At 71.3% G+C, this 14,003-nt stretch carries 13 protein-coding genes; 6 read left to right on the top strand and 7 right to left on the bottom strand.

Features of this window, described 5'->3' with window-relative positions:
• Positions 1-44: 44 nt before the first annotated feature.
• Genes ACYVLT_RS31125 through ACYVLT_RS31135 form a run of 3 tightly spaced genes read left to right on the top strand, consistent with a single transcriptional unit; the run spans position 45 to position 2,206 of the window.
• Complete coding sequence (locus ACYVLT_RS31125; protein WP_461123720.1) at positions 45-593, top strand: peptidylprolyl isomerase; 549 nt, start codon at positions 45-47, stop codon at positions 591-593.
• Complete coding sequence (locus ACYVLT_RS31130) at positions 594-1,478, top strand: rhomboid family intramembrane serine protease (protein WP_461123721.1); 885 nt, start codon at positions 594-596, stop codon at positions 1,476-1,478.
• Between the two features lie 2 nt (positions 1,479-1,480).
• The gene (locus ACYVLT_RS31135; protein ID WP_461123722.1) at positions 1,481-2,206 is read left to right on the top strand and encodes an MBL fold metallo-hydrolase; all 726 of its coding nucleotides are present in this window, start codon (positions 1,481-1,483) and stop codon (positions 2,204-2,206) included.
• A 5-nt stretch (positions 2,207-2,211) separates the two neighbouring features.
• Here ACYVLT_RS31135 and ACYVLT_RS31140 read toward each other — a convergent pair whose 3' ends face one another.
• On the bottom strand, positions 2,212-2,625 hold the full coding sequence (locus ACYVLT_RS31140; protein WP_461123723.1) for a PH domain-containing protein: 414 nt from the start codon (positions 2,623-2,625) through the stop codon (positions 2,212-2,214).
• A 216-nt stretch (positions 2,626-2,841) separates the two neighbouring features.
• Entirely contained in the window at positions 2,842-3,108 is a 267-nt protein-coding gene (crgA, locus tag ACYVLT_RS31145; protein ID WP_053714567.1) for a cell division protein CrgA, read from the bottom strand.
• 1,391 nt (positions 3,109-4,499) lie between these two features.
• Between crgA and ACYVLT_RS31150 the strand changes: the two genes are divergently transcribed.
• Together ACYVLT_RS31150 and ACYVLT_RS31155 are read left to right on the top strand one after the other, a co-directional pair.
• Complete coding sequence (locus ACYVLT_RS31150; protein WP_461124158.1) at positions 4,500-5,255, top strand: class E sortase; 756 nt, start codon at positions 4,500-4,502, stop codon at positions 5,253-5,255.
• Positions 5,255-5,413, top strand: coding sequence for a hypothetical protein (locus ACYVLT_RS31155; protein WP_461123724.1), 159 nt, complete (start codon positions 5,255-5,257; stop codon positions 5,411-5,413). The genes ACYVLT_RS31150 and ACYVLT_RS31155 overlap by 1 nt, the downstream gene beginning before the upstream one ends.
• 3 nt (positions 5,414-5,416) lie before the next feature.
• On the opposite strand, the gene ACYVLT_RS31160 is transcribed toward ACYVLT_RS31155, so the two are convergent.
• On the bottom strand, positions 5,417-6,772 hold the full coding sequence (locus ACYVLT_RS31160; RefSeq protein WP_461123725.1) for an FAD-dependent oxidoreductase: 1,356 nt from the start codon (positions 6,770-6,772) through the stop codon (positions 5,417-5,419).
• A gap of 65 nt (positions 6,773-6,837) precedes the next feature.
• Between ACYVLT_RS31160 and ACYVLT_RS31165 the strand changes: the two genes are divergently transcribed.
• Complete coding sequence (locus ACYVLT_RS31165; RefSeq protein WP_461123726.1) at positions 6,838-7,482, top strand: aminodeoxychorismate/anthranilate synthase component II; 645 nt, start codon at positions 6,838-6,840, stop codon at positions 7,480-7,482.
• 86 nt (positions 7,483-7,568) lie between these two features.
• Here ACYVLT_RS31165 and pknB read toward each other — a convergent pair whose 3' ends face one another.
• From pknB to ACYVLT_RS31185, 4 genes are all read right to left on the bottom strand, one after another.
• The gene (gene pknB / locus ACYVLT_RS31170; RefSeq protein WP_461123727.1) at positions 7,569-9,578 is read right to left on the bottom strand and encodes a Stk1 family PASTA domain-containing Ser/Thr kinase; all 2,010 of its coding nucleotides are present in this window, start codon (positions 9,576-9,578) and stop codon (positions 7,569-7,571) included.
• A gap of 72 nt (positions 9,579-9,650) precedes the next feature.
• Positions 9,651-11,078 carry a serine/threonine-protein kinase gene (locus ACYVLT_RS31175; protein ID WP_461123728.1) on the bottom strand — a complete coding sequence of 476 codons (1,428 nt, stop codon included), beginning with the start codon at positions 11,076-11,078 and terminating at the stop codon, positions 9,651-9,653.
• The gene (locus tag ACYVLT_RS31180) at positions 11,078-12,541 is read right to left on the bottom strand and encodes a peptidoglycan D,D-transpeptidase FtsI family protein (RefSeq protein WP_461123729.1); all 1,464 of its coding nucleotides are present in this window, start codon (positions 12,539-12,541) and stop codon (positions 11,078-11,080) included. Before ACYVLT_RS31180 ends, ACYVLT_RS31175 begins: the two co-directional genes overlap by 1 nt.
• Positions 12,538-14,001, bottom strand: a complete 1,464-nt coding sequence (locus tag ACYVLT_RS31185) for an FtsW/RodA/SpoVE family cell cycle protein (RefSeq protein WP_461123730.1) — start codon at positions 13,999-14,001, stop codon at positions 12,538-12,540. The genes ACYVLT_RS31180 and ACYVLT_RS31185 overlap by 4 nt, the downstream gene beginning before the upstream one ends.
• Positions 14,002-14,003 lie beyond the last annotated feature (2 nt).

Genomic DNA, 14,003 nt, shown 5'->3' on the forward strand with positions numbered 1-14,003 from the left:
GCCCCTTCCCCAACCACACCGCCCGGTGATGGCACGATGGGTGTGTGGCAGACAGCAACGAATCGTTCGTCGGGTCCAAGGTGACGGCGACCCTGCACACCTCGCAGGGCGACATCCGCATCAACCTCTTCCCCGACCACGCCCCCAAGACGGTGGCCAACTTCGTCGGCCTGGCCGAGGGCACGAAGGACTACTCCGACCCCAACGCGAAGGGTGAGTCGTCCGGCCCGTTCTACGACGGCTCGGTCTTCCACCGCGTGATCGCGGGTTTCATGCTCCAGGGCGGTGACCCCACCGGCACCGGGCGCGGCGGCCCGGGCTACAAGTTCGCCGACGAGTTCCACCCGGAGCTGCAGTTCAACCGGCCCTACCTGCTGGCGATGGCGAACGCCGGGCCCAACAGCAACGGCTCGCAGTTCTTCATCACGGTCGCGCCGACCACGTGGCTGAACTTCAAGCACACGATCTTCGGCGAGGTCGCGGACCAGGACTCGCGCAACGTGGTGGACGCGATCGGCGCCGCGCCGACCGGCGCCGGCGACCGCCCGGTCACCGACGTGGTGATCGAGAAGGTCTCGGTGGAGCGGGCCTGAGTGGCCGACTCGCCGATCTCCCCGCCGCCCGGTGAGCCGATCGGGGCGCGTCCGGACCTGCCGGTCTGCACGCGCCACCCCGATCGGGCCACCGGGCTGCGGTGCGTCCGCTGCGACCGGCCGGCGTGCCCGGAGTGCCTGCGCGAGGCGTCCGTCGGCTACCAGTGCGTCGACTGCGTGAACGAGGGCCGGGCCGCGGTGCGCCGGCCGCGCACGTTCGTCGGCGCGGAACTCACCCAGCGCATGGTGGTCACGCCGGTGCTGATCGCGCTGAACGTGCTGATGTTCGCGATCACCGCGGCGCAGGCGGGCAGCGCGTCGGCCAACCAGCGGTCGGCGCTGTTCGAGGCCTTCGTCATGTACACGCCGTCGGTGGCCTGGGACGGCGAGTGGTGGCGGCTGGTGACGTCGGGGTTCCTGCACTTCGGGCTCCTGCACCTGGCGCTGAACATGATCGCGCTGTACGTGCTCGGCCGTGACCTGGAACCGGTGTTCGGCAGGCTGCGGTTCACCGCGGTGTACGGGGTGTCGCTGCTCGGCGGCAGCCTCGCGGTTTACGTGTTCGGCGGGATCAACACGATCGTCGCGGGCGCGTCCGGCGCGGTGTACGGCCTGATGGGCGCGATGCTGGTGGCCGTGCTGCGGCTCAAGCTCAACCCCGGCCCGGCGCTGGGTGTGATCGGCTTGAACGTCGTGCTCAGCTTCACCCTGCCGGGTGTCTCGCTGCTCGGGCACATCGGCGGGCTGGTGGTCGGCGCGCTGCTGACCGCCGGGCTGGTCTACGCGCCGAGCGTGAAGCGGAACAACTGGCAGGCGGCGGCCGTGGTGGGTGCGGTCGTGGTGCTGGTGGTGCTGGCGTTCGTGCGGACCGGTCAGCTGGTCTGACCGTGCGGCTCACCGTCCTGGGTGGTGTCGGCGCGTGGCCCACCGCCGACCAGCCGTGCGGCGGCTACCTCGTGGAACATGACGGGTTCACCCTCCTGGTGGACCCGGGTTACGCGACCTTCCCCGCGTTGCAGGCCTTGGTGCCCGCTTCGGCGGTCGACGCGGTGCTGGTGAGCCACGGGCACCCGGACCACTGCGCCGACCTCAACCCGCTGCTGCGCGCCCGCGCGCTCGGACCGCCCGCTCCTGTGCTGCCGCTGCACGCGCCGGAGGGCGCGCTGGACCGCGTGCTGGCGCTGGACCAGGTACCGCTGGACCGGGCGTACTCGGTGCACGTCGTCGAGCGGTCGTTCGAGGTGGGGCCGTTCCGGGTGGACACCTGGGACCTGCCGCACTTCGTGCCGAACGCCGGTCTGCGGCTGAACGCCGGCGGGCGCGTCATCGCCTACACGGGTGACACCGGGCCGAGTCCGGCGCTGGTGGACCTCGCCCGGGACGCCGACGTGTTCGTGGCCGAGGCCACGTTCGCCCGGCAGGTGCTGCCCGCCGACAACGCGCCGTTCCTGTCGACGGCCGAGCAGGCGGGTGGGAACGCCCGCCGGGCCGGGGTGGGTCGGCTCGTGCTGACCCACCTGTGGCCCGGTGCGGACCCGGCCGGACACCTGGCCGCGGCCGACCACCCCGGTGAGGTGGACGTCGCCGTGCCGGGGCTGGTCATCGACCTGTAGCGGCGTCAGGGGCGCAGCGCGTGCAGGACGTCCGCCACGTCGCGCGGGTCCGTGCCCAGGTCCATCGGGGTGAACACGAACAGCTGCTCGTGCTCGCCGTGCCGCCAGTCGAGTTCGAGCGTGGCCGTCTCCCGGCCCAGCCGGCGGGTCCGGGCCAGGCGCACCTTCACCTCGTGCCACGGCAGTTGCCGTGCACCGGACAGGGTGCGCACGGTCAGGCCTGAGTCGTCCACCAGCAGCCTGGGGCGGACAAAAGTGCCGTAGGCGCCCAGGGCGAGCATGAGGAGCGTGGCCAGGCCCAGGAAGACGCGGCTCGTTGCCTCCGAGCTGAGGATCGTGACCAGCAGGAACACGGCGGCCAGACCCCAGGCGAGGCCGACCATGCCGGGTTGGGGCGACCAGGTGCGCGGTGGGTTCACGCTTCCGAGTCTGCCGCACTTGTGGACAACTAGAGCCCCGGACCGGGGCTTGTGCAATTTGGCGCAAAGTTGTCCACAGGAGTTGTCCCCATTGGGGATGACTTACACCCGTGTGCTTCGGTGACCGTCCGGTGAACGGGGTGAACGACGGGGGAACGCGGGACGGCCCGGACGTGGTGCACGTCCGGGCCGTCAGCCACTAGGCGTAGTGCGTGGTCAACGCCACTTCATGGTCATCAACAGGCCGACGATCATCAGGGCGAATCCGATGCCGAAGTTCCAGGACCCCAGGTCCATCATGACCGGGACCTTCTCGCCCGCGATGTAGTTGACCACCAGCCACGCCAGCCCCAACAGCATCATGCCGAGCATCACGGCGACGTAGACGGGGTGCGACGGCCCCGCTGCCTTGACCTTCACCGGGGTGCGGCGATCGGCAGGCGCCGTGTAGACGGCCTTCTTGCGGACCTTGGACTTGGGCATGCTGTCCTCGCCTGACGGGTGGATAGGCCTCCAGTGGCGCGAGTTCACGTCCACTGCTGGATGAACACGTTAACGTAACCGAGCAGGTCCCTGAAGCACCGTGTAGTTCTGGAACGTTCGGCTTGGGAGGTTTTCCGGTGAGCTACGACCCGCCCCCGCCGCAAGGCGGCCCGCCGGGCCGACCGCCGCGACCCAGGCCACAGCCACCCCGCAACCCCGGCGAACCGCCGCTCCCCGGCCACCGCCCGCCCACCCCGGCCGGTGGTTTCACCAGGCCATCGACGCCTCCCGGCGGTTTCGACCCGTCCGCCGGCCGTCCCGCCGGCCCCGATCGACCGCTCACCCCGCCCGGCGGTGTCGACCGCCCGCCGACGCCTCCAGGTGGGTTCGACCGCCCGGTCGGCCGGGCCGGCGGTCCGGACCGGCCCGCGACCCCGCCCGGCGGTTTCAGCCGTCCGGGGGAGTCCCTCCCGCCCCGCGCCGAGCCCTTCCCACCCCCCGCCGGGCCGTCGCCGACGGGCCGCCGGGCGCGTCGGGACGACGTCGAACCACCACCCGTGGAACCGCCCGCAGGTCGTCGGGCGCGTCGCGATGAGGTTGTGCCGCCCGCCGAGCCGCCGTACGTCGAGCCGGTGTACGCGGAACCGATCTACGCCGAGCCGCCCGCCACCGGCCGCCGGGCGCGTCGTGACGACGTCGAACCACCAGCCGTGGAACCGCCCGCGGGTCGCCGTGCGCGTCGCGATGAGGTCGTGCCGCCCGCCGAGCCGTCGTACGTGGAACCGCCGTACGTGGAACCGCCGGCTACCGGCCGCCGTGCCCGTCGGGACGTGCCCGCTGGGTCCGTGCCACCCATCGGCGTGCCGCCCGCCGGTCGTCGGCCGAGCCGCGAGGACGTCGTGCCGCCGCCCGTGCCGACCCACGCCGAGGCGACCTCGTACGTCGACCCGGCGCGGATCGAGCCGCCCGAAGGCCGCCGTGCCCCGCGTGACGAGCCCCTCCCGCCCGGCGGGCGTCGTCGTGCGCCCGACGACCCGGCGAACCGGCCCGCGCCGGCCTCGTCCGAGGTGGCCGCACGGCTCGGCGGAGCGCCGCCTCCTCCGCCGAACGCCCGGCGCCCGCGCCCCGCGCCCCCGGAGGCCGACGCCACCCGCTACACCAACGCGTTCTCCGGCAGCCTCCCGCCGCCCCCCGGCGGTCGCCCGCCCGCACCCCCGCGCCGCCCGCGCCCGGTCGACCCGCCCACCGAGGTCATCGCGCCGGTGGAGGACTACGACGACCAGTACGACGACTACGACGACGAGTACTACGAGGACGACGACTACTACGACGACGAGGACGATCAGCCGGCTCCGCCGCCGGACAGCACCGCCCGCAAGACCGTCCGCGCGATCGGCGAGCTGCTGATCACGGCGGGTCTGGTCATCCTGCTGTTCGTGGTCTACGAGGTGTACGTCACCGACCTCATCTCCGCGGGCAAGCAGGACGACGCCACCCAGGCGCTGGACGACCAGTGGAACTCGAACACGGTCGAGGCCGACCAGCAGCGGCAGGCGCAGTACGAGCTGCTCGACGGCCAGGCGTTCGCCAAGATGTACATCCCGGTGTTCGGCCCGGACTACAAGTTCTCCATCGTCGAGGGCACCACCGACAAGGACCTGGAGATCGGCCCCGGCCACTACAAGGGCACCGCGCTGCCGGGCGACCCGGGCAACTTCGCCGTGGCCGGCCACCGGGTCGGCAAGGGCGCGCCCTTCAACGACCTGGACCTGCTCAACTCCTGCGACGCGATCGTGGTCGAGACGCAGACCCAGTGGTTCGTCTACCGGGTGCTGCCGAAGGCGGGCGAAGCCGCGACGTGGGCGGAGAAGCAGGCCGACCCCCGGTGCGCGCAGGTCGCGCCGCTGGCCGCGCCCTACGACAAGGCGGTCGGCCAGTCGATCGTGCTGCCGACCCGGGGCGAGGTGATCGACCCGGTGCCGTACTTCGAGGGCGAGGTGCCCGCCGCGCAGCAGCAGAAGTTGATGACGCTGACCACCTGCCACCCGCGGTTCTCCGACAAGCAGCGGCTGATCGTGCACTCGATGCTGACGACGAGCTACCCCAAGGCGCCCGGCTTCGTGCCCGAAGAGATGAAGGAGCAGTGATGTACGGGTGGATCTGGCGGCACCTCCCCGGCCCGCTGCCCGTGCGCGTCCTGGAGGCGCTGCTGCTCGTGGCCGGGGTGGTGGCGCTGCTGATGTTCGTGGTGTTCCCGTGGGCGGAGCCGAAGCTGCCGTTCAACAACGTGACCACGCCCCAGTAGGGGCTACGACCGGCAGATGTCGGTCATCTCCGCGCGGTCGACGACCTTGACGCGGTCGCGGTCGCGGGCGGCGCCGAGGGCGAGCTCGTGCGCGTCCAGCTTCCGCCACCCGTCCACGGTGGTGAACGGCACCGCGCGCTGCTCCAGGAACCGCACCACCGAGTCCGGCGCGCGGCTCGGCGCGACCGGCAGCAGCGGCGCGTCGGCGAGCAGGCTGGTGACGGTCTCCAGCGCGTCGCCCTTGGTGTGGCCGATGAGGCCGACCGGGCCGCGCTTGATCCAGCCGGTGACGTAGACGCCGGTCATCGCCTGCTCGTCCAGGTCGAGCACGCGGCCCGCCTGGTGCGGCACGGTGCCCGACGTGTGGTCGAACGGCAGGTCGACCAGGTGCGTGGACAGGTAGCCCACCGCCCGGTACACCGCCTGGACGGGCCAGTCGGTGAACTCGCCGGTGCCGCGCACGCCGCCGTCGCCGGTCAGCTCCATCCGCTCGGTGCGCAGGCCGGTCACCTCGGTCGACCCGAGCACCTCGACGGGCGCTTCGAGGAAGTGCAGGTGCAGTCGGCGCGGCCGGTCGCCGACGTCGCGGATCGCCCACTCCTGCAACGTCCGGACCACCATCTCGACCTGCTTGTTCGACCGGATCGAGGCCATGCTCGCGGCGTCGAAGTCGATGCCCTCCGGGTGCACGACGACCTCGACGTGGGGCGAGTGGTCGAGCTCGCGCAGCTCCAGCGGGGTGAACTTGGCCTGCGCCGGTCCACGCCTGCCGAACACGTGCACGTCGGTGACGGGGCTCGCCTTCAGACCCTCGTAGACGTTGTCCGGGATGTCCGTGCTCAGCAGCTCGTCGGCCGTCTTGGCCAGCACGCGGGCGACGTCGAGCGCGACGTTGCCGACGCCGAGCACGGCGACTTCGCGAGCCCGAAGCGGCCACGTCCGCGGCACGTCGGGGTGGCCGTCGTACCAGGAGACGAACTCGGCCGCGCCGTAGGAGCCGTCGAGGTCGATGCCGGGGATGGGCAGCGCCCGGTCCTTCTCCGCGCCGGTGGAGAAGATCACCGCGTCGTAGAAGTGCCTGAGGTCGTCCAGCTTGAGGTCGACGCCGTACTCGACGTTGCCGAAGAACCTGATCCCCGGCCGGTCCAGCACCCGTTGCAGGGCGTTGACGATGCCTTTGATGCGCGGGTGGTCCGGGGCGACGCCGTACCTGATCAAGCCGTACGGGGCGGGCATCCGCTCGAAGAGGTCGACGCCGACGTCCGTCCCCGACTCGGCCGCGGACTTGGTCAGGATGTCGGCGGCGTAGATGCCGGCGGGGCCGGCGCCGACGACGGCGACGCGCAGGGAACGGGTCATACCGCTAGGTTAGGTGAGCCTAAGCTCACTTCTGGCGAGAGGTTCGTCACGGCTAGGCTGGCGGCATGCGCGTGCTCGTGGTCGACAACTACGACAGCTTCGTCTACAACCTCGTCCAGTACCTGGCCCAGCTCGGGGTCGAGTGCGTGGTCCGGCGCAACGACGCCGTCGAGCTGGACGAGATCGGCGAGGTCGGTGGCGTCCTCGTCAGCCCGGGCCCCAGCACGCCGGACAAGGCGGGCCGGAGCATGGACGTCATCCGCCACTGCGCGGACCGAGGCGTCCCGGTGTTCGGCGTGTGCCTCGGCCACCAGGCGATCGGCGCGGTGTGGGGCGGCACGGTCGACCTCGCGCCGGAGCTGCTGCACGGCAAGACCAGCGTCGTGCACCACAACGGCGAGGGCGTGCTGAAGGGCGTGCCCAGCCCGTTCACCGCGACCCGCTACCACTCCCTGACCGTGCTGCCGGACACCATCCCGGCCGAGTTCGAGGTGACCGGGCGCACCGAGTCCGGCGTGGTGATGGCCATGCGGCACCGCGAGCTGCCGGTGGAGGGCGTCCAGTTCCACCCCGAGTCCGTGCTGACCGAGGGCGGCCACCGGATGCTGGCGAACTGGCTCGAGGTGTGCGGTTTCCAGGTGCCCGAGGGGACCGTGTCGCAGCTGGAGAACGGGATGCGCCAACTCGCCGCGGCCGCCCGCCGGGAGTAGCCCGGCCCGAACGACCTGCCAGGCCACCAGACCCGGAACACGAAAGGGCCCCCTCCACGCGGAGGGGGCCCTTTCGTCGCTGTCGACTACCTGGTCGTGGTCGGTCCACCGACCTTGAACTCGCCCAGGATCACGTTGATCCGCGCGTTCTTGGCCGCCGGCGCGTCCGGCTTGATCTCCTGGTCCAGGATCTTGTTGTTCTGGCCGATCTCGGAGACCGGCTCCTTGTCGCTGACGGTCAGGTCGTTGCCGGTCCAGCCGGCCTGGCTGAGCCGGGTCCGGGCCTGGTTCTCGGTGAGACCGCGCAGGTCGGGCATGATGAACTGGTTGTTCTTGGACACGCTCAACGTCACCAGCGTGCCCTTCTCCGCCCGCCCCGGCGCCGGGTTCTGGGCCACGACCTCGTTGAGCGGCTCCGGGCTGTCGACGTCCTTGGTCTGCACCTTGAACCCGTTGCCCTCGAGGGTCGCCTTGGCGTTCTCGACCGTCTGGCCGGTCACGTCCGGCAGCTGCACGGTGTCCGGGGCCTTGCCCAGCGTCACCGTGATCGCGCTGCCCTTCGGGGCGTTGGTGCCCGCCGACGGCGACTGCGAGACGACCTTGCCGACCAGGTTCGGGTCCTCGGTCTCGACCGTCTCGGTGGCCTGCTGGTAGACCCAGCGCTCCGCTTCGAGCTTCTTCTGCGCGTCGGTCGGGCTCAGGCCGGTGACGCTGGGCACCGGCGCGGGCTCCGGGTTGGCCCCGATCATCAGCTTGACCGAGCTGCGCTTGTCCACCTCGCGGTTCGCGGGCGGGTCGGTCGAGATGACCTTGCCGACCTGGTCGGCGTTGCAGGCGGGCTCGGTGCCCGGTTGGCACGGCGTCAGCACCACCTCGACGCCGAGGCCCTTCGCCTCCAGCTCGGCGTGCGCGACCTGCTGAGTCTTGCCCACGAGCGCGGGCACCGACACCTTGTCCGAGGTCGCGTTGTTCTGCCCGTCGCCGTCGTTGAGCAGGGACGTGGTGATCCACGTGGCGAGCGCGAGCACGGCGATGCACAGCAGGACGACCAGGGTCACCATGATCGCCTTCTTGCGCCGGGCGCGCCGCTCCTCGTCCTCCTCCGCCAGCGGGTCGTACTCGGAGGGCTCCTCGCGCTGCGGCTGCGGCCGGTGCCGACCGCCCGCGGCGGGCGCGATCTCGGTGCGCGGCGCCGACGTCTGGCCGAGCACCGCGGTCCGGTCCTCGGCCGTCATCACGGCGGGCGCGGACGGGCGCTGGCCGGACAGCACGCGCACCAGGTCCGCGCGCATCTCGGCGGCCGACTGGTAGCGGTTGGCCGGTCCCTTGGCCATTGCCTTCAGCACGATCGCGTCCAGCGCGGGCGTCACCTTCGGGTTCAGCGACGACGGCGACTTCGGGTCCTCCCGCACGTGCTGGTAGGCCACCGCCACGGGCGAGTCGCCGGTGAACGGCGGCTCCCCGGTCAGCAGCTCGAACAGCACGCAACCCGACGCGTACACGTCGGAACGCCCGTCCACGGCCTCGCCGCGGGCCTGCTCCGGCGACAGGTACTGCGCGGTCCCTATCACGGCGGCCGTCTGGGTCACCGCGGCCTGGCCGTCGTGCACCGCGCGGGCGATGCCGAAGTCCATCACCTTCACCGCGCCCGCCCGGGTGATCATCACGTTCGCCGGCTTCACGTCCCGGTGCACGATGCCGTGCCGGTGGCTGAAGTCCAGCGCGGCCGACACGTCGGCCATGACCTCCATCGCCCGCTTGCCCGACAACGGGCCCTGGGTCTTCACGATGTCGCGCAGCGTGCGGCCGTCGACGAACTCCATGACGATGTAGGGCAGCGGGCCGTACTCGGTCTGGGTCTCCCCGGTGTCGTAGACCGCGACGATCGCCGGGTGGTTCAACGCCGCCGAGTTCTGGGCCTCGCGACGGAACCGCTCCTGGAACTGGGTGTCGCGGGCGAGGTCGGCGCGCAGGACCTTGATGGCCACGTCCCGGCCGAGGCGGACGTCCCGGCCCTTGTGCACCTCCGACATGCCGCCGTAGCCGAGGGTCTCACCCAGTTCGTAGCGGTTGGAGAGCAGTCGCGGAGTGCTCATCAGTGCTTCGTCCCGCTCCTCGTCAACGGTCTCACCATCAAGCCTTGCGTTCGCTTTCGTACCGTTTCGGCGTTAAGTCGGCACACACGTCACCGTGACCCGTGAGCCGATCGCAACCTCACCGGTCGGCGCCAGGTCCGACACCAGGCACCGCTCGGGATCCGTCGGCGCGCCCCCGTCCTCGGAGTGCACCTCGGGTGCCAAGCCGTGCCCGGAGAGCTTTCTCGCGACTTCGTCCACCGGGCGGTCGACGTAGTCCGACTCCGTGATCGTCACCTTCGGCTTGCCGGGGAGCCGATCGGTCGAGTCGTCCAACGGGCGGGCGCTCGTGGTGCCCTGCTGGTTCGCCCCGCCGGGCACCTCATCGTCCTTCAGCGCCCAGCGCAAGATGACCACGCCGAGCACCAGCAGCGCGACCACCAGCACAGCGACCATAACCCACAGCACGGCGCGGTTGCGCCCCGGTGGCCGTGCGCCCGGCGGCAACGGACGGAAAGCGCCCGTGTGCGGAGTGTTCATACCTGGTGGGACGGGTTGCATGGCCGGACGCGACCCGGGATGGGTCACCGGGACGCCCGGATGGGTCCGCTGCGCGGGCGGCGGCGTCATCGGCGCGGCCATCGGCGTGCCGACCGCCATCGCCAGTCCGGACGGCGCGGGCAGCGGCTGACCGGAGCGCACCGCGCTCACCGCGGACGCGAACTCGCCACCGTTGCGGTAGCGCTGGCGCGGGTCCTTGACCAGGGTCGCCTCGATCAGCGCCCGCGGGCCCGGCGGCACGTCGGGCGGCAGCGGCGGCGCGATGTCGCGGATGTGCATCATCGCGACCGTCACCGCGTTCTCCGACAGGAACGGCCGGTGCCCGGTCAGGCACTCGTAGCCGCACACCGCCAGCGCGTAGACGTCCGAGGCGGGCTCGGCGGCGTGACCGAGGGCCTGTTCCGGCGCGATGTAGTGGGCCGTGCCCATGACCATGCCGCTGTGCGTGACCGGCGCCGCGTCAGCGGCCTTCGCGATGCCGAAGTCGGTGATCTTCACCGTGCCGGTCGGGGTGACCAGGATGTTGCCCGGTTTGACGTCGCGGTGCACCAGCCCGCGCTCGTGCGCGGCCTGCAACGCGTTGCCCGCCTGCTCCAGCACGTCGAGCGTGCGGTCCGCGCCGAGCCTGCCGCGGGCGATGATCGCGGCCAGCGGCTCGCCCTCCACCAGCTCCATCACCAGGTAGGCGGTGTCCTCCGGCCCGTCCGGGATCGACGCGGTCTCGCCGTAGTCGTGCACCGCCGCGATGCCCGGGTGGTTGAGCGACGCGGTGGTGCGCGCCTCGATGCGGAACCGGTTCAGGAACTCGGCGTCACCGCTGAGCTCCGCCTTCAGCACCTTCACCGCGACCTTGCGGTCGAGCCGGGTGTCGTCGGCCTCCCAGACCTCGCCCATGCCGCCGACCGCGATCCGCTTGCTGAGGCGGTACCGCTGCGCGAGCAACTGGCCGGAGGTCAGCATCAGCGTCCCCCGAGGTAGGCGCCGATGACCGCGCGCCCGATCGGGGCGGCGACCCGGCCGCCGGTGGCCGCCAGGCCCTGCTGGCCGCCGTTCTCCACGATCACCGCGATCGCGATCTCCGGCTTCTCGGCGGGCGCGAACGCCACGTACCAGGCGTGCGGGTTGGTCGAGCGCACGTCGTCGCCGTGCTCGGCGGTGCCGGTCTTGGACGCGATGGTCACGCCGCTGAGCTTGCCGCCACCGCCCGTGTTGTTCTCCGAGGCGATCATCATGTCGCGCAGCGCGGCCGCCTCGCCGGGCTCCATCGCCTCGTCGACCTCGTCCGGCTTCGTCTCGCTGATCGACTGGAGGTCGGGCGCCAGGATCTTGCCGACCAGGTGCGGCTGCATCCGCACGCCGCCGTTGGCGATGGTCGCCGCCATCACCGCGTTGGCCAGCGGCGTCACCCGGACGTCCTTCTGGCCGATGCCGGTCTGGTAGACCGACGGCTTGTCCGACATCGGGCCCAGCGTCGAGGGCACCACCGACAGCGGGATCGACAGGTCCTGCTCGCCGATGCCGAACTTGGCCGCCTGGTCGCGCAGCTTGTCCGGGCCCAGCTCGGCGGCCAGCACCGCGAACGCCGTGTTGCACGACTTGGCCAGCGCCTCCTGGAGCGGGGCCGTGACGCCGTTGCCGCACACGGTGTCGTTGAAGTTCGGCAGCGGGGTCTGCGTGCCGGGCAGCGTGATCACCGGCCGGCCGTCTACCTCGGTGTCCTTGGTCTTGCCCTCGGCCAGCGCCGCCGCCGTCACCACGAGCTTGAACGTCGAGCCCGGCGGGTAGTTCTCGTGGATCGCGCGGTTGAGCATCGGCTTGGACTTGTCCGCGTCGTAGCCGACCCAGGCCTCCTCCTGCACGTCCACGTCGTGGCTGGCCAGCACGTTCGGGTCGTAGGACGGGGTGCTGGCCATGGCCAGGATCTCCCCGGTCTGCGGCCGGATCGCGACCACCGTGCCGGTCACGCCCTGGAGCCTCTCGTACGCGATCTGCTGCAACTTCGCGTCGATGGTCAGCTGGAGGCTGCCGCCCTTGGGGTCGCGGCCGGTGATCAGGTCGGACACCCGGCGCGCGAACAGCCGGTCGTCCGAGCCGTTGAGCAGGTCGTCCTCGGCGCGCTCCATGCCGCCCGCGCCGTAGAGCGTGGAGAAGTAGCCGGTCACCGGCGCGAACGCCGGCCCGTTGGCGTAGGTGCGCAGGTACTTCAACCGGTCGTCGACCCGCTGCACGCTGGCCAGCGGCGTGCCGTCGGCGGCGATGATCTGGCCGCGCTCGCGCGAGTACTGGTCCAGGATCACGCGCCGGTTCAGCGGGTCCTTGCGGTAGTCGTCGGCCTTGATGACCTGCACGTACGTCGCGTTGCCCAACAGCAGGAGCATCATCGCCATCATGGCGAGGCCCACCCGGCGGAGCGGTGTGTTCATTTCGGACGCTCCACCATGACTGTGAACTGGTCGGCGATGGCCGGCTGCTGCGGCCTGGGCTTCGGCGTCGTCTTCGGCGCGCGGGCGGCGTCGGAGATGCGCAGCAGCAGTGCCACCAGGATGTAGTTCGCCAGCAGCGACGAGCCGCCGTAGGACAGGAACGGCGCGGTGATGCCCGTCATCGGGATCAGCTTCGTGACGCCGCCCACGACGATGAAGATCTGGAACGCCACCGCGAACGCCAGGCCGCCGCCGAGCAGCTTGCCGAACGTGTCGCGCACCGCGAGCGCGTTGCGCAGGCCGCGCATGGCGAACACGGTGTAGAGCATCAGCACCGCGGCCAGGCCGACGAAACCGAGCTCCTCGCCGATCACGGCGGTGATGAAGTCGGTGTTGGCCTCCGGGATCTGGTCCGGCCGGCCGCCGCCCAGCCCCGCGCCGAACAACGCGCCGGTGCCGAGCCCGAACAGCGACTGCACGATCTGGTAGCCCGCGCCGGACGGGTCCGCGAACGGGTCCAGCCAGTTCTGCACCCGGATCTGGACGTGCCCGAACAGCTTCCACGCCACGAACGCGCCGACGCAGAACATCAGCACGCCCAGCACGACCCACGCGGCCCGCTCGGTCGCCACGTACAGCAGCACCAGCACGATGCCGAAGAACAGCAGCGAGCTGCCCAGGTCCTTCTGGAGCACCATGATGCTCACGCCGACCGCCCACGCGGCGATCAGCGGGCCGAGGTCGCGGGCCCGCGGCAGGTCCAGGCCGAGCACCCGGCGGCCGGCGACGGTGAACAGGTCGCGCTTCGACACCAGGAACGCGGCGAAGAACACCATCAGCAGGATCTTCGCGAACTCACCCGGCTGGATGGAGAACGCGCCGAAGCTCAGCCAGATCTTCGCGCCGTTGATCTCCGGCGCGATGAAGCTCGGCAGCACGCCGGGCAGCACCAGCGCCACCAGGCCGAGCAGGCCGAACGTGTAGCCGTAGCGGGCCAGCGTGCGGTGGTCGGACAGCACCTTCAGCGCGGTGCAGAACAGCACCAGCGCGATCGCCGTCCACAGCACCTGCTTGGGCGCGGCCGACGACCAGACCTGGTTGTTCGGCAGCTTCACGTCCGCCATGGCCAGGTCGATCCGGTGGATCATCACCAGGCCCAGGCCGTTGAGCAGCGCGACGCACGGCAGGATCACCGGGTCGGCGTAGGGCGCCCACTTGCGCACCGCGAGGTGCGCCACGGTCAGCAGGCCCAGGTAGGCCAGCCCCAACCACACGATCCGCATGGTCAGTTCCTGCTCCTGGTTCGCCTCGACCAGGATCAGCGCGCCCGTCACCAGCGTGGCGGCGAACGCGAGCATGAACAGTTCGGTGCTTCGTCGCGTGGGCGGCCTCAACCCGGGCGACGTGCTGCTCGCCGCCGCGAGCGGTGTGCCCTCAGCGCCGGTGACCGGCGAACCCATGC

Source organism: Saccharothrix stipae, from assembly GCF_054781895.1.